This is a genomic window from Myceligenerans crystallogenes (assembly GCF_039529775.1).
Lineage (GTDB): Bacteria > Actinomycetota > Actinomycetes > Actinomycetales > Cellulomonadaceae > Myceligenerans > Myceligenerans crystallogenes.
On the sequence record NZ_BAAANL010000006.1, the window covers coordinates 118,237 to 144,951 of the forward strand.

Annotated in this window: 20 protein-coding genes; 13 read left to right on the forward strand and 7 right to left on the reverse strand. The window is 73.1% G+C overall.

What is annotated here, in order from left to right; all coding sequences use genetic code 11:
- Window positions 1–82: 82 nt before the first annotated feature.
- The 3 genes from ABD208_RS15165 to glpK all read left to right on the forward strand — a co-directional run bounded on the left by ABD208_RS15165 (window position 83) and on the right by glpK (window position 3,568).
- Window positions 83–1,168, forward strand: coding sequence for a pectinesterase family protein (locus tag ABD208_RS15165; RefSeq protein WP_344104409.1), 1,086 nt, complete (start codon window positions 83–85; stop codon window positions 1,166–1,168).
- A 104-nt stretch (window positions 1,169–1,272) separates the two neighbouring features.
- On the forward strand, window positions 1,273–2,007 hold the full coding sequence (locus ABD208_RS15170; RefSeq protein WP_344104411.1) for an MIP/aquaporin family protein: 735 nt from the start codon (window positions 1,273–1,275) through the stop codon (window positions 2,005–2,007).
- 46 nt (window positions 2,008–2,053) lie between these two features.
- The gene (gene glpK / locus ABD208_RS15175; protein WP_344104413.1) at window positions 2,054–3,568 is read left to right on the forward strand and encodes a glycerol kinase GlpK; all 1,515 of its coding nucleotides are present in this window, start codon (window positions 2,054–2,056) and stop codon (window positions 3,566–3,568) included.
- Window positions 3,569–3,639: 71 nt separating this feature from the next.
- Here glpK and ABD208_RS15180 read toward each other — a convergent pair whose 3' ends face one another.
- Complete coding sequence (locus ABD208_RS15180; protein ID WP_344104416.1) at window positions 3,640–5,385, reverse strand: carbohydrate-binding protein; 1,746 nt, start codon at window positions 5,383–5,385, stop codon at window positions 3,640–3,642.
- Window positions 5,386–5,600: 215 nt separating this feature from the next.
- Between ABD208_RS15180 and ABD208_RS15185 the strand changes: the two genes are divergently transcribed.
- The 6 genes from ABD208_RS15185 (at window position 5,601) to ABD208_RS15210 (ending at window position 15,465) form a co-directional block, all read left to right on the forward strand.
- On the forward strand, window positions 5,601–6,623 hold the full coding sequence (locus tag ABD208_RS15185) for a LacI family DNA-binding transcriptional regulator (protein ID WP_344104418.1): 1,023 nt from the start codon (window positions 5,601–5,603) through the stop codon (window positions 6,621–6,623).
- Between the two features lie 118 nt (window positions 6,624–6,741).
- Window positions 6,742–8,010: a sugar ABC transporter substrate-binding protein gene (locus ABD208_RS15190; protein ID WP_344104420.1), complete on the forward strand. Its 1,269-nt coding sequence runs from the start codon at window positions 6,742–6,744 to the stop codon at window positions 8,008–8,010.
- Window positions 8,010–8,948 carry a carbohydrate ABC transporter permease gene (locus tag ABD208_RS15195; protein WP_344104421.1) on the forward strand — a complete coding sequence of 313 codons (939 nt, stop codon included), beginning with the start codon at window positions 8,010–8,012 and terminating at the stop codon, window positions 8,946–8,948. Before ABD208_RS15190 ends, ABD208_RS15195 begins: the two co-directional genes overlap by 1 nt.
- Entirely contained in the window at window positions 8,945–9,772 is an 828-nt protein-coding gene (locus ABD208_RS15200) for a carbohydrate ABC transporter permease (protein WP_344104423.1), read from the forward strand. The genes ABD208_RS15195 and ABD208_RS15200 overlap by 4 nt, the downstream gene beginning before the upstream one ends.
- 3 nt (window positions 9,773–9,775) lie before the next feature.
- Window positions 9,776–11,812: a glycoside hydrolase family 127 protein gene (locus ABD208_RS15205; protein WP_344104425.1), complete on the forward strand. Its 2,037-nt coding sequence runs from the start codon at window positions 9,776–9,778 to the stop codon at window positions 11,810–11,812.
- Window positions 11,813–11,838: 26 nt separating this feature from the next.
- Window positions 11,839–15,465, forward strand: a complete 3,627-nt coding sequence (locus ABD208_RS15210; RefSeq protein WP_344104427.1) for a LamG-like jellyroll fold domain-containing protein — start codon at window positions 11,839–11,841, stop codon at window positions 15,463–15,465.
- Window positions 15,466–15,521: 56 nt separating this feature from the next.
- On the opposite strand, the gene ABD208_RS15215 is transcribed toward ABD208_RS15210, so the two are convergent.
- From ABD208_RS15215 to ABD208_RS15235, 5 genes are all read right to left on the reverse strand, one after another.
- Window positions 15,522–15,827 (reverse strand): barstar family protein, encoded by a 306-nt coding sequence (locus ABD208_RS15215; protein WP_344104429.1) that lies wholly within the window; start codon window positions 15,825–15,827, stop codon window positions 15,522–15,524.
- 74 nt (window positions 15,828–15,901) lie between these two features.
- The gene (locus ABD208_RS15220; protein ID WP_344104431.1) at window positions 15,902–16,321 is read right to left on the reverse strand and encodes a ribonuclease domain-containing protein; all 420 of its coding nucleotides are present in this window, start codon (window positions 16,319–16,321) and stop codon (window positions 15,902–15,904) included.
- 111 nt (window positions 16,322–16,432) lie between these two features.
- Window positions 16,433–17,461, reverse strand: a complete 1,029-nt coding sequence (locus tag ABD208_RS15225) for an aldo/keto reductase (RefSeq protein WP_344104433.1) — start codon at window positions 17,459–17,461, stop codon at window positions 16,433–16,435.
- Between the two features lie 7 nt (window positions 17,462–17,468).
- Window positions 17,469–17,987, reverse strand: a complete 519-nt coding sequence (locus ABD208_RS15230) for a MerR family transcriptional regulator (RefSeq protein WP_344104435.1) — start codon at window positions 17,985–17,987, stop codon at window positions 17,469–17,471.
- Window positions 17,988–18,021: 34 nt separating this feature from the next.
- The gene (locus ABD208_RS15235) at window positions 18,022–18,996 is read right to left on the reverse strand and encodes a TIGR01777 family oxidoreductase (protein WP_344104437.1); all 975 of its coding nucleotides are present in this window, start codon (window positions 18,994–18,996) and stop codon (window positions 18,022–18,024) included.
- Between the two features lie 90 nt (window positions 18,997–19,086).
- Between ABD208_RS15235 and ABD208_RS15240 the strand changes: the two genes are divergently transcribed.
- Entirely contained in the window at window positions 19,087–19,509 is a 423-nt protein-coding gene (locus ABD208_RS15240; protein WP_344104438.1) for a nitroreductase/quinone reductase family protein, read from the forward strand.
- A gap of 54 nt (window positions 19,510–19,563) precedes the next feature.
- On the opposite strand, the gene ABD208_RS15245 is transcribed toward ABD208_RS15240, so the two are convergent.
- A complete protein-coding gene (locus ABD208_RS15245; RefSeq protein WP_344104439.1) occupies window positions 19,564–21,198 on the reverse strand; it encodes an alpha/beta fold hydrolase in 1,635 nt (544 codons plus the stop codon).
- A 219-nt stretch (window positions 21,199–21,417) separates the two neighbouring features.
- On the opposite strand from ABD208_RS15245, the gene ABD208_RS15250 reads away from it, so the two are divergent.
- The 3 genes from ABD208_RS15250 to ABD208_RS15260 all read left to right on the forward strand — a co-directional run bounded on the left by ABD208_RS15250 (window position 21,418) and on the right by ABD208_RS15260 (window position 26,666).
- Complete coding sequence (locus ABD208_RS15250; protein ID WP_344104441.1) at window positions 21,418–22,689, forward strand: family 16 glycosylhydrolase; 1,272 nt, start codon at window positions 21,418–21,420, stop codon at window positions 22,687–22,689.
- A 53-nt stretch (window positions 22,690–22,742) separates the two neighbouring features.
- A complete protein-coding gene (locus ABD208_RS15255; RefSeq protein ID WP_344104443.1) occupies window positions 22,743–24,014 on the forward strand; it encodes a CapA family protein in 1,272 nt (423 codons plus the stop codon).
- Between the two features lie 216 nt (window positions 24,015–24,230).
- On the forward strand, window positions 24,231–26,666 hold the full coding sequence (locus tag ABD208_RS15260; RefSeq protein WP_344104445.1) for a polysaccharide lyase 8 family protein: 2,436 nt from the start codon (window positions 24,231–24,233) through the stop codon (window positions 26,664–26,666).
- Window positions 26,667–26,715: the final 49 nt, after the last annotated feature.

Consider the following 26,715-nt stretch of genomic DNA (forward strand, 5'->3'; position numbering starts at 1 on the left):
CGCCGTGGTTGGCTGGCACCCCGAGACGAGAAACCGGTTTCCCGCTTCTCGCCGACGATGGCTCACCACCCAGGAGGCAACGATGCCCGCACGCCACCGCCTGTCCGCCCGCACCCGGGTCGCCGTCCCGGCGCTCGTGCTGATCCCGCTGGTCGCGGCCGGTTCCGCACCGGTCGCGCACGCCGCGTGCGGGCCCCGCCCGGACGCCGCCGTCCGGATCGTCGTGGCCGCCGACGGCTCCGGCGACGCCACCACGGCCCAGGAGGCCGTCGACCTCGCCCCGGCCCACTCGGCCGGGCGCGTCGAGATCGTGTTCGAGCCGGGCGTCTACGCCGGCCGGGTCGAGGTGGACGCCGCCCACCCGAACCTGAGCTTCGTGGGCGGCACGGGCGACCCGCACGACGTCGTCCTCACCGACGACCGCGCGGCCGGCACGCCCAAGCCGGGCGGCGGCACCTGGGGCACCACCGGCAGCGCGACGGTCACCGTCAAGGGCGCGGGCTTCCGGGCGCGCGGCGTCACGTTCGAGAACGCCTTCGACGAGGCCGCGCACCCGGAGTTCGGCGGGCATCAGGCGGTCGCCGTCAAGACGGCGGCGGACAAGGTCGTGTTCGACGACGTCCGGTTCCTCGGCAACCAGGACACCCTCTACCTCGACTCCCCGAGCGCGACGACCCCGGCGCGGGTCTACGTCCACGACAGCTACATCGAGGGCGACGTCGACTTCGTCTTCGGCCGCGCGACCGCCGTCGTCGACGACTCGACGATCCGGGCCCTGCCGCGCGACTCGGACCCGAGCGGGTACGTCCTCGCCCCCAGCACGTCCCGGGAGTTCGAGCGCGGGTTCCTGCTGATCGACTCGCGGATCGTCTCGGACGCGCCCGCGGGGTCGTACTACCTGGGCCGCCCCTGGCACCCGTCGAGCGCGCCGGACAACGACCCGCGCGTCGTCGTCCGCGACACGACGCTGGGCGCGTTCCTGAAGGAGGACCCGTGGACGACGATGTCCGGGTACGACTGGAACGAGGGCAGCGCCGCGGAGTACGACAACCACGGCGCGGGCGCCGTCGTGAACGAGCACCGGCCGCAGCTGTCGGACGCGCAGGCCGCGGACCACGAGATCGAGGACTACCTGTCCGGCTCCGACGGCTGGTCACCGCAGCGCTGAACGCGCCCCGGCGGAAGATCTCTCGTTCCCTCGGGTTGTCTTTTCGGGTCGCGGCGACAGATAGTGGCTGTTGACAATGGTGTCAACACGTTTGGAGCGAAAACATGTCGGCTGCCCAAGTCTTCGTGACCGAGATGCTGGGGACGATGATCCTCCTGCTGCTCGGCTGCGGCGTCGTCGCGAACGCCATCCTGCCCGGCACCAAGGGGTCGGGCGGCGGATGGCTTCTGATCAACTTCGGCTGGGGCCTCGGCGTGTTCGCCGGGGTCTTCGTCGCGTTCAGCTCCGGGGCGCACATCAACCCGGCGGTGACCCTCGGCATCCTGGCGAGCGGGGCCGCGGAGTTCGGCCCGGGGATCGCCGCGACCGCCGGGAACGCGGTGATCTACATCGCGGCCCAGCTGGTGGGCGCGATCCTCGGGGCGGCCCTCGCGTGGCTCGCCCACAAGCAGCACTTCGACCTGGAGGCGCCCGCCGCGACCAAGCTGGGGGTGTTCTCCACCGGCCCGGAGATCCGCTCGTACGCGTGGAACCTGATCACCGAGATCGTGGCGACGTTCGTCCTGGTGTTCGTGATCCTGTCGTTCGCGAACTGGCCCGGGGACCTGGGGCCGCTCGCGGCGGCGCTGCTCGTGGTCGGGATCGGCGCGAGCCTCGGCGGGCCCACCGGGTACGCCATCAACCCCGCCCGCGACCTGGGCCCGCGCATCGCGCACGCGCTGCTGCCCATCAAGGGCAAGGGTTCCAGCGACTGGGGGTACTCGTGGGTGCCCGTCGTCGGCCCGATCATCGGCGGCGTCCTGGCGGGCCTGCTGGCCCCCGCCGTAGCGTTCGCCTAGCAGACCTCGATGCCTCGAGCCCACGACGAAGTGAAGGAGATTTTTCATGGCTGACTACGTCCTCGCCATCGACCAGGGCACGACGAGCTCCCGGGCCATCGTGTTCGACCACGCCGGAACGATCGTCGCGACCGGGCAGCTGGAGCACGACCAGATCTTCCCGCAGCCCGGCTGGGTCGAGCACGATCCGGAGCAGATCTGGGACAACACGCGGCACGCCGTCGGGAACGCCCTGACCAGGGCCAACATCAACCACACCGACCTCGCCGCGGTCGGCGTCACGAACCAGCGCGAGACCACCGTCGTCTGGAACCGGCGCACCGGCAAGCCCGTGTACAACGCGATCGTGTGGCAGGACACCCGCACGCAGGCGATCGTCGACGCGCTCGGCGGCGACGCCGGGGCCGACAAGTACAAGAGCATCGTCGGCCTGCCGCTGGCGACCTACTTCTCCGGGCCCAAGGTGAAGTGGATCCTCGACAACGTCGAGGGCGCGCGGGAGGCCGCCGAGCGGGGCGACCTGCTGTTCGGCAACACGGACGCGTGGCTGCTGTGGAACATGACGGGCGGCGTCGAGGGCGGCGTGCACGTCACGGACGTCACCAACGCGTCGCGCACCATGCTGATGGACCTGGACACGCTGTCCTGGCGCGAGGACATCGCCGCGGACATGGGCATCCCGCTGTCGATGCTGCCGGAGATCCGGTCGTCGTCGGAGGTGTACGGCCACGGGCGCGCGCACGGCATGGTGCCGGGCGTGCCCATCGCGGGCATCCTCGGCGACCAGCAGGCCGCCACGTTCGGCCAGGCGTGCTTCGAGGTGGGCACGGCCAAGAACACCTACGGCACGGGCAACTTCATGCTGCTCAACACGGGCACCGAGAAGATCCCGTCGAAGAACGGCCTGCTCACCACGGTCTGCTACAAGATCGGCGACGCCGCCCCGACGTACGCGCTGGAGGGGTCGATCGCGGTGACCGGCTCGCTGGTGCAGTGGCTGCGGGACAACCTCGGCCTGTTCGCCGACGCGCCCGACATCGAGTACCTCGCGGGCAAGGTCGAGGACAACGGCGGCGCCTACTTCGTCCCGGCGTTCTCCGGCCTGTTCGCGCCGTACTGGCGCCCCGACGCCCGCGGCGCCCTGGTGGGCCTGACCCGGTACGTGAACCGCAACCACATCGCCCGCGCCGCGCTGGAGGCCACGGCCTACCAGACCCGCGAGGTCGTGGACGCGATGCGCGCCGACTCGGGCGTGGAGCTGACGGAGCTCAAGGTCGACGGCGGGATGGTCGCCAACCAACTGCTCATGCAGTTCCAGGCCGACCAGCTCGGGGTCGACGTCGTGCGCCCGCAGGTCGCCGAGACGACGGCGCTGGGCGCGGCCTACGCCGCGGGCATCGCCGTGTGCTTCTGGTCCGGGGAGGCCGACGTCACCGCGAACTGGGCCGAGGGCGCGCGCTGGACGCCGTCCCTGCCCGGCGAGGAGCGCGACCGGCTGTACCGCAACTGGAAGAAGGCCGTCACCAAGACCCTGGACTGGGTGGACGAGGACGTGCGGTAGTTCGCGGGAAGGGGGACGACGACGCCGGGGTGGCGGTGACCACCCCGGCGTTCGCGCTGCTCAGGACCGGATCAGGACAGCGTGATGTTGTCCAGCTCGGCGTACCCCGTCCCGCCGCCGAAGTTCGGCGATCCCTTCGCCAGGCGGATCATGTTGTACCCGGCCCGGAGGTTCACCTGGACCTGCACGGTGGAGAACTGCCCCCAGCCCGCCGTCGGCGGGTAGGACACCGTGGAGAACGCGCCGCCGTTGTAGGCCAACCCATGCGTCGACGTCGAACCGGTCCCGTTCGCGTACCGGATCGTCATCGTGTAAGTCCGCGCCGCCGGCACGTTCACCGTGAAGTCGACGAAGCTGTGCGAGCGCATGTCGGCGCTGCCGTCGATCCCGCCGACGTAGTACCCGTTCGACGCCGACGACGACGCCGTGGCGGGCCGGGCGTTGACGGGCGAGGCGTTCTCCGCCTCGTAGACCTGCTGCCACGACGTCGCCGGCCCTGCGGCCGGGGTGACGACGACCTGGTACGCGCCCTCCGCCGTCATCCCGTTGACCGGGACGGTGACGCCGCCGTTCGACACCGACATGGTCGTGCTCGACATGACCGTCGGCGCGGCGACATGGGTGTGCCGCCCGCTGCCCGGGACGGACCGCACGGTCACGCGGACCGAGGACCCGAAGGACGACAGGCCGTTGACGCGCACGGCGTTGTTGCCGGAGTCACCGCCCAGCACCACGTCGACGATCTTGCGCGAGGAGTCGTAGGCGGCGACGCCGTCGAGCCAGCTGGACGGCGTCGTGCGCACGACGTTGCCCGCCATCTGGCCGTACCAGCGGTAGGCCCAGTACGACGCCGTCGGCTGACCCTGCAACGTGAACAGGCCGTCGAACGTGCCGGCCTCGAACCAGTACGCGCGGTGCGCCTCCCGGGCGCCGTGCCGCTCGAGCACCGAGATCCAGTGCACCGCCACGCTCGGGATGTCCATCTGGTTGAGGGAGTTGTACTCGTTGATCGCGATGGGCCGCGGGCTGATGCCCAGGGATCGCTCGATGGCGCGGTAGTCGGCGACGTGGTCGTCGAAGGAGTTCCAGTCCATGTCGCCGAGCTCGTGCCAGACGATGACGTCCGGGACCGTGCCCGTGTTCTTCGCGTGGGTCAGGAACGCGAGCATGCGGTTGTGGCTGTAGTGCGAGTCGCTGGGCCCGACGATCGGCGTCACGGGGTCGAGCGAGCGGATCAGACGGTGGGTGCGGGTCCAGCCGTCGTGCCAGGACCCGGCCGCGGCGTCCCACGTCCAGTCCGGCTCGTTCCAGAGCTCCCAGCCCTGGATGTTCGTGGTCGACGTCGCCGCCAGGCGCTTGCCGACCATGGTGCGGACCTTCGACTCCCAGTCGCCCCAGCCCTGCCAGCGGTAGGGGAAGCTCGGGTAGATGTCGGGCATCCGGATGAACTGCTGGGCACCCGCGCGGGTGAGGTTCGCCGCGACGTGGAGCGAGTCGCAGCAGGGCTCCGTGGCGCCGTTGCCCAGATGGGTCGTGCCGGGCGCTGGCTGGGTGAAGCTGATGGGGCTGAGCGGGAGCAGCTGCTCGGTGGTAGGCCTCGTGTCGGAGCCGACGCCGTACAGGCCGCCCGCGCCCACGTGGGTCACGGGCCGGACGGTGCTCCCGACGTCGACGACGAGCGTGTTGCCCGCCGCGTTCGCCGCGCCGCCGGTCGGGACCAGGGCGGCGGCGAGCACGAGGGCCGTGACGCCGAGCGGTGACAGCAGGCGCCGGGCGACCCGGCGCGTTCGCGGCCCGTGGGGCCAGTCTCGTTTCATGGGGCGATCTCCTCGTTGAGATGCGAACAGGGATGGAGCAGTTGTGAACCGGTTCGACAACCCGGCTCGGTGCGCGACGCTAGTTTCGAACGCCGTTCGATGCAAGACCCTGGCAACCAAGCCGATCGAGGCTTGCGCGATTCCGGCGCGATGTGGTTGAGTGCGAACCGGTTCACAATGCGAACCGGTTCACATCCATCTGGAGGAGGAGCACCGTGGCTACCATCGGCGACGTCGCGCGGCTGGCGGGGGTGTCCCGCAGCACCGTCTCGTACGCGCTGTCCGGCAAGCGCGCGATCTCCGACCAGGCGCGCGCCCGCGTGGAGGCCGCCGTCGCCGAGCTGGGCTACACCCCGAACGCGGGCGCCCGGGCCCTGGCCACCTCCCAGACGATGGTGATCGGCCTGCTGGCGGAGTTCCTCGAGGACGAGTTCGCCCCGGCCATGCTGCAGTACATCCAGGGCGTCTCGAACACGGCCCACGAGCTGGGCTACGACATCCTGCTCGTCACGGAGGCCGAGGGGACGCGCGGCCTGAAGCGGATCACCGACTCGCGGATGGTCGACGGCGTCGTGCTGCTCAACGTGGCGGAGGACGACGGGCGGCTGCCCGTGCTGCGGGCCGCGCCCCAGCCGGGCGCGCTCGTCGGGCTGCCCGGCGACTGCACCGGGGTGGACGTGTTCGACCTCGACTTCGAGGAGACCGGCCGGCACATGCTCGAGCACCTCGCCCGGCTCGGGCACCGCGAGCTGATCCTCGTCTCGCAGCCGGAGCACGTCGAGCTGCGCGGCGGCGCGTACGTGTGGCGGCTGCGGAACGCGGCCGCGCGGGCGGCGCAGGCGCGCGGCATCACGCTGCACGCGGTCTCGGGCGCGTCGCGCCAGCCCGACATCGGCCGCGACCTGCACGCCGCCCTCGACGCCCACCCGGGCGCGACCGGCCTGATCCTCAACAACGAGGCCGCCGCGGCGGCCCTGCCGTCGGTGATGCACGAGCGCGGGCTCGCCGCGCCGCGCGACCTGTCGGTCGTGGGCCGGTACTCGGCCGAGTTCGCGAGCACGTTCTCCCTGCCGTACTCGTCCGTCGAGTCGGCGCCGGACCGCCTCGGCCGCATGGCCGTACGCCAGCTGGTGCGCCGCATCGAGGGCGAGATCACCCCGGACGACCCGTACGTCGTCCGCTTCGTCTCCCCCGAGCTCGTCGACCGCGGCAGCACCGGCGCGCCGCCCGCCGGCTGAGCCCTTCCCCCCGCCGGCCCGCGGCCCTGCCGCGCGGCCCCCGTGTTAACGCTCACCTGCCTTCCTGCTTCCCCGCACGAGATCCGGGCCGCAGGGCCCCTGTTCAAGGAGGAACACGATGTACCGAACCAGGCGCGCACGCCTGCGCACCCTGTCAGCCGGCGTCGCGGCGGTCGCCGTCGCCGGATCGCTCGCCGCGTGCTCCGGGGGCGACGACGCCGGTGGCGGCTCGTCCGACGCCGCCGGCGGGACCTACACCTGGTGGGACCCGTACCCGCAGCACGAGGACGGCTCCGGCTGGGCGGGGCGCGTGGCGGCCTGCGGCGAGGAGGCCGGGGTCACGATCGAGCGCACCGCCTACGACACCACCGCCCTGACCAACCAGGCGCTGCTCGCCGCGCAGGAGGGCACGTCGCCGGACGTCATCCTGCTGGACAACCCGGCGGTGTCCACGCTCGCCGACACCGGCATGCTGACCACCACCGAGGAGCTCGGCCTCGACACGTCCGCGATCGACGAGAACCTGCTCGCGGCGGGCGTCGTCGACGGCGCGACCTACGGCATCCCGATCGGCGCCAACACCCTGTCGCTGTACTACAACGCGGAGATCCTCGAGGACGCGCAGGTGGACCCGGCGTCGATCACCGACTGGGAGTCGCTGACCGCGGCGCTGGCCGACGTGAAGCAGGCCGGCAAGCAGGGCATCACGTTCGCCGGGATCGGCACGGAGGAGGGCTCGTTCCAGTTCCTGCCCTGGTTCTGGGGCGCGGGCGCCGACCTGCGCGAGCTCGACTCCCCCGAGGCCGTCGCGGCGCTGGAGCTGTGGAAGGGCTGGCTGGACGAGGGCTACGCCCCGCAGTCGGTCATCGGCAACTCGCAGAACACCACGTGGGAGGAGTTCCTCACCGGTGACTTCGCGTTCGCGGAGAACGGCACGTGGCAGGTGAACAGCGCGGCCGAGGCGACGTTCGAGACCGGGCTGATCCAGCTGCCGGCCCGCGACGGCGGCGTCGCCCCGGCGCCGACGGGCGGCGAGTTCCTCGTCACCCCGGTGCAGGAGGACACCGCGCGCTACGAGGTCACGCGGCAGATCGCGGAGTGCATGACGACGCCGGAGGGCCTGGTCGAGACCGCGAACACCTTCGCGTACTACATCCCGCCGACGGCCGAGGGCCAGGAGGCGCTGCTGGCCGACAACGAGGACCTGGAGCCGTGGGTCACCGCGGTGCGGAGCGCCAAGGGCCGCACCAGCGACGACCTGGGCACCGACTACCCGATGATCAGCGAGGCCCTCTGGACCGCCGTGCAGAACGCGCTGTCCGGAGCCGAGACGCCCGCCGACGCGCTCACCAAGGCGCAGGCCGACGCCGAGGCCGCCACGAGCTGATGGTCACGCTCGCCCTTCCGGCGGCGCCCCGCGAGCGCCGCCGCCGTTCCCGCCGGAGCCTCCCGCCCCGGTGGACGGCGGTGGCGTTCGCCGCGCCCCTGCTGGTGTACCTGCTTCTGTTCTACGCGTACCCGCTGGTGCGCAACGTCGACCTGTCGGTGCACGACTACACGATCCGCGCCTTCGTGCAGGGCGGCGCCGAGTTCGTGGGGTTCGCGAAGTACGCCGAGGTGTTCGCCTCCGACACCTTCGGGCCGGCGCTGGCCAACACGGCGCTGTTCACGCTGGGGTCGCTGGTGTTCCAGTACGCGATCGGGCTGGCGCTGGCGGTGTTCTTCCGCGCGCACTTCCCGCTGTCGGGGGCGCTGCGGGCCATGTTCCTGGTGCCGTGGCTGCTGCCGCTGATCGTGTCGGCGTCGACGTGGGCGTGGATGCTGTCCGGCGAGAACGGGATCGTGAACTCGGTGCTCGGCGCGTTCGGCGTGCCGCAGATCAACTGGCTGACCTCGCCCGACACGGCGCTGCTGGCCGTGACGACCGCGAACATCTGGCTGGGCGTCCCGTTCAACCTGGTCATCCTCTACTCGGGGCTGCAGGGCATCCCGGGTGAGGTGTACGAGGCGGCGGCGCTCGACGGCGCGGGCCCGTGGCGGCAGTTCTGGGGCATCACGTTCCCGCTGCTGCGGCCGGTCTCGGCGATCACGCTGCTGCTCGGGCTGATCTACACGCTCAAGGTCGTGGACGTCATCTGGGTGATGACGACGGGCGGGCCCGGGGACGCGACCACGACGCTGGCCATCTGGTCGTACCGCGAGGCATTCGGCACGGGACAGCCGGACTTCTCCCCCGCGGCCGCCGTCGGCAACGTGCTCATCGTCATCGCGCTGGTGTTCGGGTTCCTGCACCTGCGGCTGCAGCGTGGTCAGGAGGAAGCATGAGTTCCGGGACCTCGCGGAAGACCTGGTGGAAGACCGCCCTCGGCCTGCTGTTCACGGCCGTCATGCTCTTCCCGGTCTACTGGATGTTCAACGTCTCCCTCACCCGGACCCAGGACCTGCGCGCGAACCCGCCGCACTGGTTCCCGTGGGCGCCCACCCTCGAGGGCTACGAGGCGGTGCTCGCCCAGCAGCTCCCGGCGCTCGGCACGAGCCTCCTGGTGGGGCTCGGCTGCGTGGTGCTCACCGTGGTGATCGCCGCGCCCGCCGGGTTCGCGATCGCGCAGCTGCGCCTGCCGGGCCGCCGCGCGCTGAACTTCCTGCTGCTGACCGCGCAGATGATCCCCGCCGTGGTCATGTCGATGGGGTTCTACGCGATCTACGTGCGGCTCGACCTGCTCAACACCGTCGGCGGGCTGATCGTGGCGGACTCCACGATCGCCGTCCCGTTCGCCGTCCTGCTGTACACGGCGTTCATGTCGGGCATCCCGCGGGAGCTGCTGCAGGCCGCGCGGGTCGACGGCGCGACGGCGTGGCGCACGTTCACCTCGATCGTGCTGCCGCTGAGCCGCAACGCGACCCTGACCGTCTCGCTGTTCGCGTTCCTGTGGGCGTGGTCGGACTTCATCTTCGCCTCGACCCTGGACCGCAACGGCGACCTCGTCCCGATCACGCTCGGGATCTACCGGTACATCGGCAACAACACCACGCAGTGGAACGCGATCATGGCCACCGCCGTGGTGGCGTCCGTGCCGGCGGCGGTCCTGCTCGTCGTCGCGCAGCGCTACGTGACCGCGGGCGTGACCGCCGGCGCGGTCAAGGACTGACCGATGTCGACGAAGGGCTCGCCCGCAGCCGAGCACGAGGAGACGTCAGACGAACGAAAGGTGCACGTGAACCACATCTTCGCGCGGCCCGTCGCCCCCGCCGGGCCGCGGCGCGGCGCCGGCCTCGGCGAGGTCCGGCTCGACGGCGGCTTCTGGGGCGCGCTCCAGGAGACGAACGCGGATGCCACCCTGGCGCACTGCCAGGACTGGATGGAGCGCCTGGGCTGGATCGCCAGCTTCGACCGGGTCGCCGACGGCACCACGGCGGGCGCGGCCCGCCCGGGCTGGCAGTTCTCCGACTCGGAGATCTACAAGCTCCTGGAGGCCCTGGCCTGGGAGCACGGCCGCACCGGCGACCCGGAGGTCAACGCCACCTTCGAGAAGCTCGGCTCCCGCGTCGTCGCGGCCCAGGACGAGGACGGCTACCTCAACACCTGCTACGGCCACCCCGGCCGCCCGCCCCGCTACTCGGACCTGTCCAGCGGCCACGAGCTCTACAACACCGGCCATCTGCTCCAGGCCGCCGTGGCCCGCCTCCGGAGCACGGGACGGGCGCCGGCCGAGGCCCTGACCGATCCCTTCGTGGCCGCGGCGGTCCGGGCCGCCGACCACGTCTGCCGGGAGTTCGGGGCCGGCGCCCGCGAGCAGATCTGCGGGCACCCCGAGATCGAGCTCGGGCTGGCCGAGCTCGGCCGGGCGCTCGGCGAGCCGCGCTACACCGAGCAGGCCAGGCTGTTCGTCGAGCGACGCGGCCACGGGACGCTCGCGCCCATCGCGCTGCTGGCGCCGTCGTACTTCCAGGACGACGTCCCCGTGCGCGACGCCGGCGTGTGGCGTGGCCACGCGGTCCGCGCGCTGTATCTCGCGGCCGCGGCCGCCGACGTCGCCGTCGACACCGGCGACGCCGAGCTGCTGGCCGCGATCGAACGCCAGTGGACCCGCACCGTGGAACGCCGCACCTACCTCACCGGCGGCATGGGCTCGCGGCACCAGGACGAGGGCTTCGGCGACGACTGGGAGCTGCCCGCGGACCGGGCCTACTGCGAGACCTGCGCGGGGATCGCGTCGGTCATGGTGTCGTGGCGTCTGCTCCTGGCGACGGGCGACGTGCGCTACGCGGACCTCGTCGAGCGCACCGCGTACAACGTCGTGGCGACGTCGCCGCGCGCGGACGGGCGCGCGTTCTTCTACGCCAACCCGCTCCAGCAGCGCGTCGCCGGCGGCGAGGTGCTCCCCGACGAGGTCAACCCGCGCGCCGAGGGCGGCGTCCGCGCCCCCTGGTTCGACGTGTCGTGCTGCCCCACCAACGTCGCGCGCACGCTCGCGTCGTGGCAGGCCTACACGGCGTTCACCGACGACGACGCCGTCACGCTCGCCCAGTACGCCCCCGGCACGTTCCGCCTCACCCTGCACGACGGCGCCACGCTCGGCCTGCACGTCACCACCCGCTACCCGCACCACGGGCACGTGCACGTGGAGGTGACCGAGGCGCCCGCCCGCCCGGTCACCCTGCGCCTGCGCGTCCCGTCGTGGGCCGGGGGCGCCACCCTCACCGCCCCGCGCGCCGCGGGCGCCGGGCAGGGCGACCCGCAGGCCGTCGCCCCGGGCTGGGCCGAGGTCCGGCGCACGTTCGCGCCCGGCGACGTCGTCGCCCTCGACCTGCCCACCACCCCCCGCTACACCTGGCCCGACCCCCGCGTCGACGCCCTCCGCGGCACCGTCGCGGTGGAGCGCGGGCCGCTGGTCCTGTGCCTCGAGGCACCTACCGCGGGATCCACCGGGACCGGCACGGCCCCGCTCGACCCGGCCGGCGTCCGGATCGACACCACCACGCCCCCGATCGCCTCCGGCGACGGCGCCGTGATCCGCGCCCAGGTCGACGCTCCCCCGGCCCACCCCGCCGGCACGCCCCCGTTCACGAGCGGCCCACCCGCGCCGTCGTCGTCCCGCACCCGCGAACTGACCCTCATCCCCTACCACCGCTGGGCCGAGCACGGCCCGGCCACCATGCGGGTCTTCGTCCCGGCCCGCGGCACCTGACGTACCGAGACACGAGGAAGGGCTCGATGACGAGAACTGTCCCTGGGAGACGGCGGCCCGCGGCCGCCACCGCCGTGGCGCTGGCGCTCGCGGCGGGAACGATCACCGGCGCCGGCGCGGCGTCGGCCGACGACACGGAGGAAGCGGTGCCCCACCTGCACTACACGATGGACGGGATCGACGGGACGAGGGTCCCCGACGTCTCCGGCAACGGCCTGGACGGCACGCTCGCGGGCGAGGCGTCGGTCGTGGCGGCCGACGGCGGCCGGGCGCTCGACCTGGCGGGCGGCACCGGCGGCGGGCACGTCTCGATCCCGCGCGGCGCGATCGAGGGCGCCACGGACCTGACCGTCTCGGCGCGCGTGCGCTGGGACGGCACCGGCGGCCCATGGCAGTGGCTCTTCGCGCTCGGCACGAACACGGAGAGGTACCTGTTCACGACGCCGTCGAGCGGCGAGGGCACGCTGCGCACCGCCGTCACGACGAGCTCCGCGGGCGGCGAGGCCAAGGTGTCCGGCTACGACGCGCCGCGCGCGGGCGAGTGGGTCACGCTCACCACCACGCTGGACACGTCGGCCGGGCTGGTCACCACCTACCTGAACGGGGCGGCGGTGGCGTCCGCGCCGACGTCGGCCACGGCGGGCGCGCTGCTCGGCGCGGGCGCCGAGCGGGCCGGGTACATCGGCCGGTCGTTCTACCCGGACCCGCTGTTCGACGGCGCCGTGCGGGACTTCCGGATCTACCGCGCGGCACTCGGCGCGGCCGAGGTCGCGGGCCTGGCGGGCGAGGCGGCGACCGCCGTCGGACCCACCACGACGGAGCACGAGCTGCGCACGCTGGTCGGCGCCGCGCCGGCGCTGCCGGAGACGGTCCGCGCGACGTTCTCCGACGGGTACGACCGCGACGTGGCCGCCACGTGGGACGACGTCGACCCGTCGCGGTACGCGCAGGCCGGCACCTACACCGTCCGGGGCACCGCCGCCGGAGCGACCCTGACCGCGCGGGTGACCGTCTTCCGCGGCGAGCTCCGGGTGGACCTCGGCCAGGACACGGGCCCGTTCCACGGCGGGGCCTCGGGGAGCCTGTACGGGCTGTACGGGCCCGGCGTGCCGTCGTCGAACGTCATCGAGGGCATGAAGCTGCGCACCGTGGCGACCAAGGCGCAGGACGGGTCGCAGCACCCCGGCTCCGACGCGCTGGAGGTGGTGGCGCCGCTCGCGGGCGCGACCGGCGGCGACGTCTACGTGCGCGTCACCGACTACTACCGCGGGTTCCCGTACCAGTGGCCGGGTGACACGCCGCAGGAGAAGCTCGCGGACTTCGCGCGCGTGCTCGGCGAGCAGCTGGACAAGATCGCGACGCTGGACCCGGAGCTGCGGGACAACCTCGTGATCGAGCCGTTCAACGAGCCCGAGGGCAACATGTTCGGCACGGGCGAATGGAGCCTGGACGGCACGTCCTGGCTGGACGACCCGGCCGACTACCTCGCCGCGTGGGACGCCTCCTACCGCACCATCAAGGAGCGCTACCCGGACATGCGGGTCGGCGGCCCGGGCACGAGCATCCTGTACGACCAGGTCGAGGGCTTCCTGGAGCACGCCGTCGAGGCGGGCACCGTGCCGGACGTCATCACGTGGCACGAACTGTCGCACCCGCAGAAGATCCGGGAGTCCGTGGCCAGGTACCGCGGCTGGGAGGCGGCGGCGTTCGAGGGGACCGAGCTGGAGGGCACCGAGCTCCCGGTCAACGTCAACGAGTACGCGTTCAACTACCACACGTCGGTCCCCGGCCAGATGATCCAGTGGATGTCCGCGCTGGAGGACTCCAAGGTCGACGGGATGATCGCGTTCTGGAACATCAACGGCAACCTGTCCGACTCCGCCGTCGAGGCCAACCGCGGCAACGGCCAGTGGTGGCTGTTCAACGCGTACGCGCAGATGTCGGGGCACACCGTCGCGGTGACGCCGCCGTTCCCGGGCGAGAACTACACGCTGCAGGGCATCTCGTCGCTCGACGAGCGGCGGCGCGTCTCGCGCACGCTGTTCGGCGGGGCGGACGGCAGGGCGCCGGTCGAGCTGGTGAACGTGCCGCGGGACGTCTTCGGCGACCGGGTGCGCGTGCTGGTGCGGGAGATCCCGTGGACGGGCCAGCTCGGCGACTCCCCGCAGCCGCGGCACGTCGCGGAGCTGACCCTGCCGGTGTCCGGCGCCGATGTGGTGGCGGTCGAGTTCGACGGGCAGCAGCTGCCGCTGCTGGAGGAGTCGAGCGCGTACGAGGTGGTCGTGACGCCTGCGGCGTCGTCCGGCGTCACGGGGACGACGACGGCTGCCGCGCCCTCGCTCTGGACCGGCAGCTACGAGGCCGAGGACGCGGCGCACTCCGGTACCGGGTACAGCCGCAACGGGCCCGAGGGGTCTCCGGCTGACGTCGCGAGGTTCTACACGTCCGGCGGGTACGACGTGGGCGGGCTGCGGACCGGGTCCGACGTCGTCCTCGACTTCGAGGTGGACGTGCCACGCGACGGCACCTACGACCTGTCGGTGTTCGCGAACAGCCTGAACACGTTCGATCTCGTGGCCGAGCAGGGGCCGACCAACGTGTTCGTCCGGGTCGACGGCGCCGCCGAGCAGGAGCTGCACCTGCCGCTCGGCTACAAGTGGGTGGTCTGGGACCACGCCGGCACCACCGTGGACCTGACAGCGGGCAGGCACACGATCTCGCTGGCCGCGCAGAGCCTCGACGGGACCGGTGCGACCGCGGGCGACGCGCTCGTGGACCGGATCACGCTGTCGCTGCCGAACCCGGCGGCCGCCACGTCGGTGTACCAGGCCGAGCACTCGGACCACGGCGGGCGGGCCGTGTACGGCGTCGCGGGAACCGCGGAGCCGGGCGGCGGGGCCGTCGAGCTGGGGGCCGGCAGGTCCGCGACGTTCTGGGTGTACTCGCCCGTCGACGGCGAGGCCACGCTGGGGGCCGACGTCGTCGGGCGCGGGAAGGGAACCGTCGCAGTGAACGGGCACGACGTGCTCAACCTCAACGGGTCGCGGTCCGCGGCCGTGCACCTGTCCGGCGGCGTGAACAAGGTGACGGTGACCGGGCGCTCCGGCGGGCTGGTGCTGGACCGGATCACGGTCGGCGCCGGGAACGGCCGGCTCGAGGTCGTCGAGCTGGGGGCGCGGGACGCGGAGCTCGCCGGTACGGCGTCGGTCCGCGAGCTGTCGCTCGCCGACGACGGCGTCGCGGTCGACGGCATCGGCGGCGCACCGGGCAACGGCAGCACCGCCACGTTCCGGGTCTCCGTGCCGGAGACCGGGACGTACGCGATGGTCGTGCGCTACGCCAACCCGGAGTGGTCGCAGGGCTCGCACTACAACCCGAACCCGCTCGCCCGCCGGGCGGACATCTCGGTCAACGGCGCGGCCGCCACCCCGGTCCTGTTCCCGACGACGTTCCACGCGAACGCCTTCGCGGACCTGACCGTCCCGGTGCGCCTGACCGCGGGCGAGAACACGATCCGCCTCGCCTCGGAACCGGCCCCGAACTGGGACGGCACCACCTGGGCGAGCGACACGTGGCCGGGCGTCCTGCTGCGGGCCTCGCACGCGCCGCTCGTGAGCACGCTGCGCGTCTCGCCCCTGGCGGCCGCGCGGTAGGCGGGTGAAAGCGGGCGACGCGGCGGCTCCGGCCGGAGGCGCCGCGTCGCCCGCGCTCAGGACAGCTCGAGGTGGATCCCGCTGGCCGACTCCGGGCCGCCCGGGCCGTGGTCGCGGAGGATCTCCACGATCACGTCGAACTTCTCCGGGCCGAGGGCGGCGCGGGACGCCGCCGAGTGGGTCCAGCGCAGGATCCAGCCGTTCTCGGGGGTGCCGAAGCCGCCGCGCAGGATGTCGTTGAACGCGTCGAGGTTGCCGGTCCAGGTGTGGCCGTCCAGCAGGCGGGAGAACGCCGCCGCGAACCCCTCGAAATCGGTGAAGCTCGCGCCGTCGAGGGTGCGGACGGGCAGGTCGTCGGTCATGGCCGCAAGGTATCCGTTCTCAGGAAGCGCGGAACCGGGCCCGCGCACGCGCGGGCCCGGTTCACCTCACCGGCTCAGAGCCGGTAGAAGTTGCTGTAGTGGTCCGGGGAGAAGTAGACGACACCGGTGTTCATGTTGCGCACGAGCCGCCAGGCCTGACGCGCCGCGCCGCAGGCCCGCGGGGTCACGTCGAACTCGCGGTACGAGTAGCCGGAGGGCAGCTGGCCCTCGCGGTTGTAGAACGTGCCGCCGGCGAAGTTGCACTGCCCGTCGGGCCAGCTGTACCAGCCGCGCGTACCCGGGTAGCCCTTGGACGCCCAGATCGAGTTCGAGCTGCGCGCCTCGGCGCAGCCGTAGTGGGTGCACGAGCTGTAGACGGTGGCCTCGGCCTCCGGCGCGGCCACGACGACGCCGCTGACGACGAAGCCGAACGCGGCGGTGACGGCGACGAACAGCCGGACCAGGTTGGTCGCGACGCTCTTGGTCTCGGACATACTGATCTCCTCAGCAATGGGGGACGTCGTAGATGGTGGTTCCCTCAGTCGACGCAGGCCCGACCACGGCAAGGCCGAGGGGTGAACTTTACCTGTCCGCTTCGCCGTCTATCAACCAGTTCCCCCGGGACATCGATCCCTGGGCCGCGTGTCCCGGTTGATCCATGCGGGCCCGGACGCCCGGCCGTACCGCTCCCCGGCGGCGGTCAGCCCGCTCAGCCGCGCCCACTGGTCCGCCGTCAGCACCACGTCGAGCGCCGCCACGTTCTCCCCGAGGTACCCGCGCCGCTTGGTCCCGGGGATCGGCACGACGTCGTCCCCCTGCGCGAGCAGCCACGCGAGCGCCACCTGCCCCGGCGTCGCCTCCACCTCGGCGGCCACGGCGCGCACCTCCTCGACCAGCCGCAGGTTCGCGGCCAGGTTCTCGCCCTGCCAGCGCGGCAGCGTCCGGCGGAAGTCGCGCTCGGGCAGCTCGGTGGTGGCCGACGCCGCCCCGGTCAGCATCCCGCGCCCCAGCGGGCTGTAGGGCACGAGCCCGATCCCGTGGTCGCGGCAGGCCGGTGCGACCTGGTCCTCGATGTCGCGCGAGAACAGCGACCACTCGGTCTGCAGCGCCGCGATCGGCGCCGTCGCCGCGGCCCGGCGCACCGTCCCGGCCGACGCCTCCGACAGCCCCAGGTGCCGCACCTTCCCGGCCCCGACGAGCTCGGCCATCGCGCCCACCGTCTCCTCGATCGGCACGTCCGGATCGGGCCGGTGCACGTAGTAGAGGTCGACGTGGTCGGTCCCCAGCCGCCGCAGCGACCGGTCGATCGCCGCGCGCACGTACTCGGGACGGCCGTTCACCTCGCCGGTCGGGTACCCGGACTCGTCGGTGAGGATCCCGAACTTCGTCGCGAGGATCACCTCGTCGCGGCGCCCGGCGAACGCCGTGCCGAGCAGTTCCTCGTTGTGGCCGCCGCCGTACATGTCCGAGGTGTCGAAGAAGGTCACGCCCGCGTCGAGCGCCGCGTGCAGCGTCGCGAGCGACTCGCGCGCGTCCGCCGGGCCGTAGGCGAAGCTCATGCCCATGCAGCCGAGCCCGAGCGCCGGGACGGTCAGGTCGCCGAGCCTGCGGCTCGGAACGGTGGTCGTGGTCATCGCGATCTCAGTTCCTCTCGGTGGATGTCGGTAGGCACGACGCCGGCGCCCGGCCGGCCGCCGGGCCGTCGTACCTGTCGATCTTGAAGTCGACGATCGCCAGCGCCCAGCGCATGTCGGCGAGCCGTTGCCGGACGCGCTCGCGGTGGGCCAGCAGGATCCCGAGCCGGTCGGGAACGGTGTGCTCGCCCTCCTCCACGAGCCGGACGTACCGTTCGATGTCGCGGATCGGCATGTCCGACGCGCGCAGGCGCGAGATGAACACGACCCGCCCGATCGCGGCCCGGTCGTACAGCCGGTGCCCGGAACTCCGCCGGGGCACGCTCACCAGCCCGGCCCGCTCGTAGTACCGGAGCGTGTCGGCGCTCACCCCGACCAGCTCGCTCACCTCGGCGATGGTCAGCTCGCTCTCGCCGTCGAACCGCGCGTCGAACAACCCGACGACGGTCTCGAGCATGGCGCGCGGGTCCCCGTCCGCGTCGCCCGCCATCAGGTCCCGGAACTGCTCCAGCGCCGTGGTGGTCATGACAGCGACCGTAGGAGTTGGAGCGCACTCCAAGTCAAGCCGGGTCCGGCGGAACGGCTCGGCGCGGCCCGGCGGCGATCCAGGCCGCCGCGGACCCGGCGGTCTCGTGCCGCCAGGTGAACCCCGCCTCCCGCAAGGACGCAGGTGCGAGCCTCCGGGACGCGAGCAGCTCGGCGGCGAACCCGCCGATCGCCGCACGCAGCGCGAACGCCGGCGCCGGGACGACGGCGGGCCGCCGCAGCCCGGCCGCGAGCGCGCGCGTGAGCTCGAGGTTCGTGACGAGCCCGGGCGCGACGGCGTTCACGGGGCCGCTCAGCACGGGGCCGCCGGCGGCGTCGTCCCCGATCGCCCTGCGCAGGACCGCGATCTCGTCCGGGAGGCTGATCCACGGCCACCACTGCCGGCCGCTGCCGAGCGGCCCGCCGAGGCCGAGCCGGAGCAGCGGCAGGAGCCGCGCGAGCGCGCCGCCGTGCGGCGCGAGCACGATGCCGGTGCGCAGGTGGACGACGCGGAGGCCGGCGTCGGCGGCGGGCGCGGCGGCGTCCTCCCAGTCGCGGACGACGCCGGCGAGGAAGTCGTCGCCGGGCGCGGAGCTCTCGGTGAGCGGTTCGTCGCCGCGGTCCCCGTAGTAGCCGACGGCCGACGCCTGCACCAGGGCGGGCCGCGAGCCGAGCTGCGCGACGGCCCGGGCGATCAGCCCGCCGGCGCGGGTGCGGGACTCACGGATCGTCCGGCGGTAGGCGGCGGTCCAGCGCCGGTCCCCGACGCCGGCCCCGGCGAGGTTGACGACGGCGTCGACGCCTTCGAGCACGCGCGGGTCGAGCTGCCCGGCGGCGGGGTCCCAGCCGGCCTCGGTGACGCGGGACGCGCCGTCGTCGTCCGCCGTTCGCGAACGGTCGGGGCCCGTCCCGCGCCGGACGAGCCGCCGCACGGCGTGCCCGCGGGCGGCGAGATCGGTCACCAGCGCGGACCCGATGAACCCGTGACTTCCGGCGACGGCGATGTCCATGCCTCGCAGCGTAACCAAGGCCGCCGCGTCCCCTGGTGCGGCCCGCCCGGTGAGGGAATGTGCGCGCACCCGTGGCACGTTGGCCTGGGCATGGACTTCAACCAGCAGATCATCGACACCTTCCGCGCGAACGGCGGAGAGGTCAACGAGCCGATGCCGTTCGGCCGCGCCCTCGTGCTCGTGCACGTGCCGAAGAAGGACGGCGGCGAGCGCATCGCGCCGCTCGCGGCGGTGCGGGACGACGGCGCGTGGCACGTCGTCGGCTCGGCGGGCGGCTCGCCGAAGCACCCGGCGTGGGTCTACGGCCTGCGCCGCGCCGAGCAGGTCGAGCTCGAGGTGCCTGCCGACGAGACCAACACGGTCGAGACCGTCACGACGGCGGTCACGGAGCTCGAGGGCGAGACCCGTGAGGTGGTCTGGGAGAAGTTCAAGGAGTTCTCCTCGGGCTTCGCCGACTACGAGAAGACGGCGCAGGGCCGCGTCTTCCCGATCTTCCGCCTGACGCCGGCGTGACGCGGCGGGGATCTCCGGCCGTGAGCCGGAGATCCCCGCCCGGCGGGGGGCCGGTCAGAACGGGGCCGGGAGCTCGGGCCGCAGTTCGTTCGTGGCCCGCGGGTCCGCCGGGGTGAAGGGCTTGGCGCCCTCGCAGACCGTGCCGTCCTGCGCGGCGAGGGTGAGCAGGTAGTCCGCGATCGCCGCGTGGGCGCACGGGCTGGCGGCGTTCTGGCTGGTGTGGCCGTAGCCCTCGATCGTCAGGGTGCGGGCGTCGGGCCACAGGGAGGCGTACGGGGCGGTGTGGTCGTAGTGCGTGGCCGGGTCGAAGCGCGTGCCGATCACCAGCACCGGCACGTGGGCCGACTGGATCCACGGGCCCTGGTACGCGTCCTCGTCCTCGACGGGGAGGAAGGCGCAGTGCACGCCGACCCAGCCCCGCAGCAGCCCGAAGTGCGGGTACCGCTCGTTCAGCTCACGGACCTGGCGCGGGTAGGTCAGCGGGTTGCGCGGGACCTCCACGTCGGCGCACAGCGTCCCGAGCGCGGTCCCGACCGAGGGGTAGTCCTCGCGGCCCAGGCGGAACTCGGGCACGTCCGGCGCGGCCGTCCGGGAGCGCGTCGCCGGCCCGATGCCGAGCAGGCCCGCGAAGTACGTGTAGACGTCGGCGACCGGCTCGTACCCGGCCACGGTGTAGAGGCTGAAGAACGTCTCCAGCAGGAGCATGTCGTAGGTGTAGGTGATGGTGCCGCCGTCGGGCATCGGCACCTCGGCCGGCGTGCGGCGGATCTCGGTCAGGACCTGCTCGGCGACCGTCGCGGCGTCCCCCAGCCCCGCCGTCGAGCACTCCGCCGGGCCCGCCTGCTCGCAGAGCCGCCACAGCTCGGCGAACGCCTCGTGGCCGCCGCGCGCCTGCAGCAGCCGCGTGCCCAGCAGCTCGCGGGAGCCGACGCCGGACCACTGGCGCGGGTCGAGCGGCCCGTCGAGCACCATCGCGCGCACGTTGCCCGGGAAGAGCATCCCGTAGGTGGCGCCGAGGATCGTGCCGTACGAGTAGCCGACGTACGTCAGCTTCTCGTCGCCGACCGCCTGCCGCAGCAGGTCCATGTCCCGCGCCACGTTGGCCGACGACGCCGTGCCGAACCGGTCCGGCGACATGGTGGCGCAGGCGAGGCCCACCTGGGCGGCCTCGGCGAGGAACCGCCGCTCCTGGCGGCGGTCGTGCGGCAGCGCGAGCATGCCCGCGAGGGCCTCGTCCTCGGACTCCTGGTCCGGGTAGCAGGTCGCCGGGTCGGATGCGCCGACGCCCCGCGGGTCGAACGCCACGATGTCGAACTTCTCGCGGACGGACGGCTCGAACAGCTCGTGCCCGATGGCGTGCAGCGTGGAGACCCCCTCGCCGCCGGGCCCGCCGAAGTTCACGAACACGCTGCCGAGACGCTCGCCCGGGCCGGTGGCGGGCAGGCGGGTCACCGCGACCGTCGTCGTCGGGCCGTGCGGGCGGTCGTAGTCGCTGGGGAGCTCGACGGACGTGCAGTCGAACGCGTCGGCGCCGTCGGGGCAGTCGCGCCAGTCGAGCTCAGGGGCCGCGACCGCGGGCGCCCGGGCGGCGTCCGCGCCGGGGGCGGCGGGCTCGGCCATGGCGGGCGCGGCCGCCGTGGTCATCAGGGCAAGTGCCGCGACCAGCGCGGCCGTGCGTCTCGTGGTCATGCCTCCCATCAAAGATCCCGCGCTGACCTCGCACAATGGTCCGGAAGTCGGAACCGGGTCCCCCGCGGGGCGGAGGGGCGGTTCCCCCCTGCGGGCGAGAAGGCGCGCAAGGTATGTGGTTTTCCCTCTTGCCGGTATTGAGGCCCACGCAGTAGGTTGCCATTACTTACCGGCCAGTCAGCTACCTGACCGCGCCCCGCGTCTGCAAAGGAGCAGCTCATGCGCGCCTCACCGCTCGCCCGTCGTCCCCGTGTCGCCGCCCTCGTCGCCTCCGTCTCGATCGCCGGGCTGCTGGCGACCGGAGCGGCCGTCGCGGCGAACGCCGTCGTCCCCGCGCGGACGAGCGCCGGCACGGCCGCCGCCGACCTGTCCGCCGCCGCCCTGACCTGGTCCGACGAGTTCAACGGCGCCGCGGGCGCCGCTCCCGACGCCACGAAGTGGAACCACGAGACCGGCGCCGGCGGCTGGGGCAACGGCGAGCTCCAGAACTACACGACGAGCCGGAACAACTCGGCGCTGGACGGCAACGGCAACCTCGTCATCACCGCGCGCCGCGAGGCGGACGGCGGGTACACGTCGGCGCGGATGACCACCAAGGGCAAGTACCAGCCGCAGTACGGCCGCATCGAGTCGCGCATCAAGATCGCGCGCGGCCAGGGCATCTGGCCCGCGTTCTGGATGCTCGGCGGGCAGTTCCCGGGCACGCCGTGGCCGAACTCGGGCGAGATCGACATCATGGAGAACGTCGGCAAGGAACCGCACCGGGTGCACGGCACCCTGCACGGCCCGGGCTACTCGGGCGCGGGCGGCATCGGCGCCGCGTACACGCACCCGCAGGGCTGGTCGTTCGCCGACGACTTCCACACCTTCGCGATCGACTGGTCGCCGGACCGGATCAGCTGGTCGGTGGACGGCACGGTCTACCAGACCCGCACCCCGGCGGACGTGCCCGGCACCTGGGTCTACAACCAGCAGTTCTTCATGATCCTCAACCTCGCCGTCGGCGGCGCGTGGCCCGGCTACCCGGACGGCACCACCCAGTTCCCGCAGCAGATGGTCGTCGACTACGTGCGCGTCTACGACGGCACGGGCGGCAGCGGCGGGACCCGCACCGGCACGGTGACGGCGTCGAACGGCCTCTGCCTCGACGTCGCGGGCGCGAGCACCGCGAACGAGACGCCGATCCAGCTCGCCCACTGCAACGGGAACGCGGCGCAGTCGTGGACGTTCGCCGGCGACGGCTCCGTGCGCGCCCTGGGCAAGTGCCTCGACGTGGCGGGCGCGGGCACCGCGGCCGGCACACGGGTCCAGCTCTACGACTGCAACGGCACGGGCGCCCAGCGCTGGACGCACGACGGCTCGACCGGCGCGCTGCGCAACCCGAACTCCGGCCGCTGCCTGCAGCCGGCGGGCCGCGTGCAGAGCGACGGGACCCGCACGGAGATCGCGAACTGCGACGGCTCGTCCGTGCAACGCTGGCGGATCCCGTGAACCACCCCCGGATTGTCGGCTGAACGGGCAATCCCGCACCTACACTCGGGCTCGTGAACTCGTACGGCAGCAACGGCTCCCTCACGGGCGCGGCGCGCGGCGGCGCGCGCCGCGCCCGCCTCGCCCTGACGATCGCCGGCGTCGTCGCGCTGGCCTGCGCCGGCTGCACCTCCCCGGCGGCGGAGTCGTCCGAGGCGACCGCCACCGCCTCCGCCCCGGGGGCGACCCGCGCGTCGGTCGAGCCCCCGCAGCCGGTGAAGTTCACGATCGCCGCGGCCGGTGACATCCTCCCGCACGACCCGCTGAACCAGAGCGCGGCGGCGAACGGGGACCTCGACTACACCCCGCTGCTGGCCGGGCTCGACCCCTGGGTCAAGGGTGCGGACCTGGCCCTGTGCCACATGGAGGCGCCCGTCGTGCCGCCGGGCCAGGAGCCGAGCGGCTACCCGATGTTCGCCGCCCCGCGCAAGCTGGTCACCGACGTCGCCGAGCAGGGCTGGGACGGCTGCTCGACGGCGTCGAACCACTCGGTGGACCGCGGGTTCGACGGCATCACCGCCACGCTCGACGCCCTCGACGAGGAGGGCCTGGGGCACGTCGGCACGGCGCGCAAGAAGTCCGAGCGCACGCCGCAGGTCTACACGCTGGCGCGCGAGGGACGCGAGATCGACGTCGCGCACCTGTCGGCGACGTACGGGCTGAACGGGCTCGTCGTGCCCGAGGGCAAGCCCTGGTCCGTCGATCTGCTCGACGCCGACCGGATCATCAAGGAGGCCAAGCAGGCCCGCCGCGACGGCGCGGAGCTCGTGGTGGTCAGCATGCACGCCGGGGTCGAGTACACCGAGGACCTCACCGACCAGCAGGAGACCGTCACCAAGCGGCTGGCCGCCTCCCGGAAGGTCGACCTGATCATCGGGCACCACGCGCACATCCCGCAGCGGATCGCGCGCCTCGACGGCGGGCCGGACGGCAAGGGCATGTGGGTGGCGTACGGGCTGGGGAACATGATCTCCAACCAGAGCTCCGAGTGCTGCGACGCGCGCACCTCCAACGGCGTGCTGATGACCGCGACGGTCACGCAGGCCGCGCCGGGCAAGCCGGCCCGGGTCACGGCGGTGAAGTGGACGCCGACGACGGTGGACCGGGCGGCCGGCCACCGCCTCCGCGCCCTGCGGGACGCCCTGTCCGATCCCGGCAAGGGCACCCTCCCGGAGGCGGAGCTCCGGGCCCGCTACGCGGCGGTGCGCGACGCCGTGGGCGACACCGCGCAGGAGCGCACGAAGCCCCCGGTCCCCACGGGCAAGCCCCCGGCCTTCTCCCGCTGATCCGCCCGCCCGAATTAACCGGCATGAATTGCCTTAACGTCATTTCAAAACCCACGGGCGACACGGGTCTTGTGAGGTAGATCGGCGGGCATGAAGCATTGTCGAGAAATGGTGGATCAAATCTTTTCCGGTGTGCGTTTCCGCTAGGGCATGGCAAACTCGTTTTAGGGGAGACCGTGCACCTATTACGGGTCCCCTTGAATGTGGGAGGCCCTCATGGAAAGACGCTTTGGCAAGCCCCTGACCCGCAGAGACGCCCTGATCCTGGGCACGGCAGCCTCCCTGGCGATCGCCGTCGGCACCCCTGACGACGCAGCCGCCGCACCCCTCGGCCACGGCGGCCTCCAGCCCTCGAGCGACTTCGACGCCCTGCGGGACCGGTGGACGACCCACCTCACCGGGGGCGCCGGAATCGGCCTCGCGTCCGTCGCGATCGCCACGAAGATCGACGAGCTCTCCCGGTCCGCCGCCCGCCACTACGACACCGCCGACCACTCCCCCGCCTCGGGCGGCGACATCTGGCCGGACCTGCCGATGCAGGGCCCCGCGCCGGCCGCGGTCACGACCACCTACCGGCGCATCCTCACCGTCGCCACCGCCTGGTCCACCCCGGGGGCCGCCCAGTACCACGCGCACGACGTCGAACGCGCGCTGGTCACCTGGTACCGGCACATGACGGACTCCTGGTACAACCCGTCGACCCCGCCGTCGGGCAACTGGTGGTTCTGGGAGATCGGCATCCCGCGCGTGCTCGGCGACCTCACGCTCCTGCTCGCCCCCGTCCTGCCGCAGGACGACGCCGAACGCGCCGTCGGCGCCCTGCGGCACTTCACGCCCGACCCGAACCGGATCGAGGCGAGCGACCGCCCGGCCACGGGCGCGAACCGCGCCGACAAGTGCCTCGCCTGCCTGCTGCGCGGGATCGCCGCGCGCTCCGCCGACGACATCGCGGCGGCCCGCGACGCGCTGTCCGACTCCGCGGGCGGCGGGGCCAACAGCCTCTTCGCCTACGTCACCTCGGGCGACGGCTTCTACTCGGACGGCTCGTACCTCCATCACGAGCGCCTCCCCCAGGCCGGCACCTACGGCAAGTCCGCGCTCGCCGCCCTCGCCCCGTCGGTCATGCTGCTCGACGGCAGCCCGTGGGACCTGCCCCGCACCACCCTGCGGCCGCTGCTGGACAGCGTGGAGCGGACGTTCGCGCCGTTCCTGTGGAACGGCCGGATGATGGAGACGGTCCGCGGGCGGGCGGTGGCCCGGCAGCACGAGACCGGTCAGCGCGACGGCTGGGACACGGTCGAGGCCGTCATGCTGCTGGCCGGTCACGTCGACAGGTCGTACCGGGAGACCTACCTCGGGCTCGCCAAGGGCTGGCTCGAGCGGTCCAGCGGCAACTACCTCGCCTCGGCGACCACCCTGTCGGACCTCAAGCGCGCCGAGGCCCTCCTGGGCGACCACCACATCGCCCCGGCCCCGGAGCCGCTCGGGCACGTACGCACGCCGTACCAGGAGCGCATGGCCCACCGGGGCGCCGGCTGGGCGTACTCCGTGGCGACGTCGTCGGCCCGGATCGGCCGCTACGGCTGGGGCAACGGCGAGAACCGCTACGGGTGGCACCAGGGTGACGGCGCGGCGTACCTCTACCTGGACGACGACAACGACCAGTTCGCCGACGACTACTGGCCGACCGTCGACCCGTACCGCCTGCCCGGCACGACGGCGTCGATCGCCCGGCGGATCCCGGGCCCGGACGCGGGCACGCCCGTCCCCCGGGCGGACAACGTCTGGGGCGGCGGCGTCAGCCTCGCGGGACGCTGGGGCACCGCCGGGATGAACCTGACCAACGAACTGGGCGACGTGCGGGGCAAGAAGTCGTGGTTCCTGCTGGAGGACGGCGTCGTCGCGATCGGGTCCGGGATCATCGTCACCGGCCCGGGCGCGGAGACCACGATCGAGAACCGCGCGTTCCGCCCCGGCCCGGCGCCCGGGTTCGTCGTCGACGGCAGCCCGCTCGGGACCGGCGAGCGGCGCGAGCTGGACGCCCCCGCCTGGGCGCACCTCGACGGCGTGGCCGGGTACGTGTTCCTCGGCGACTACGCGGCGCGCGCGGTGCTCGGGGACCGCTCGGGCTCGTGGCGGGACATCAACTCCGGGCCGGACACGGCAGGTTCCACGGACACCCGTACCCGGACCTACGCGACGCTCTCGCTCGTGCACCCGAGCGGCACGGGCGGGGACCGGTACGCGTACGTGATCCTGCCCCGCGCCTCGGCGGCGCAGACGCGGGCGCACGCGATGGACAGCCCCGTGCAGGTGCTCCGCAAGGACCCGCTCGCGCACGTGGTGCGCGTGCAGCGGGAGGACCGCTGGTACCTGTTCGCCCACCTGTGGGAGGCGGTCGACGACGGCCCGGTGCGCGCCGACGGCCCGTGCGCCCTCCTGGTCACGGGAAGCAGCGACGAGGCCCGCATCGCCGTGTCCGACCCGACGTGCTCGGTCTCGCGGCTGGTGATCCGCTTCGAGGTCCCGCAGCGGTACGACCGGGTGGCCTGGTCGAGCAGCCGCCTGCAGGTCGGCACCGGCGACCCGATGACGGTCGCCGCCGACCTGGCCGGCTCGCGCGGGGCCTCCTTCACGGCTCGCGTCGTCTGAGCCGCGCACCCGCAAGCTGCCGGGGTAGTGGCACGGGCAGGCGTGCCGC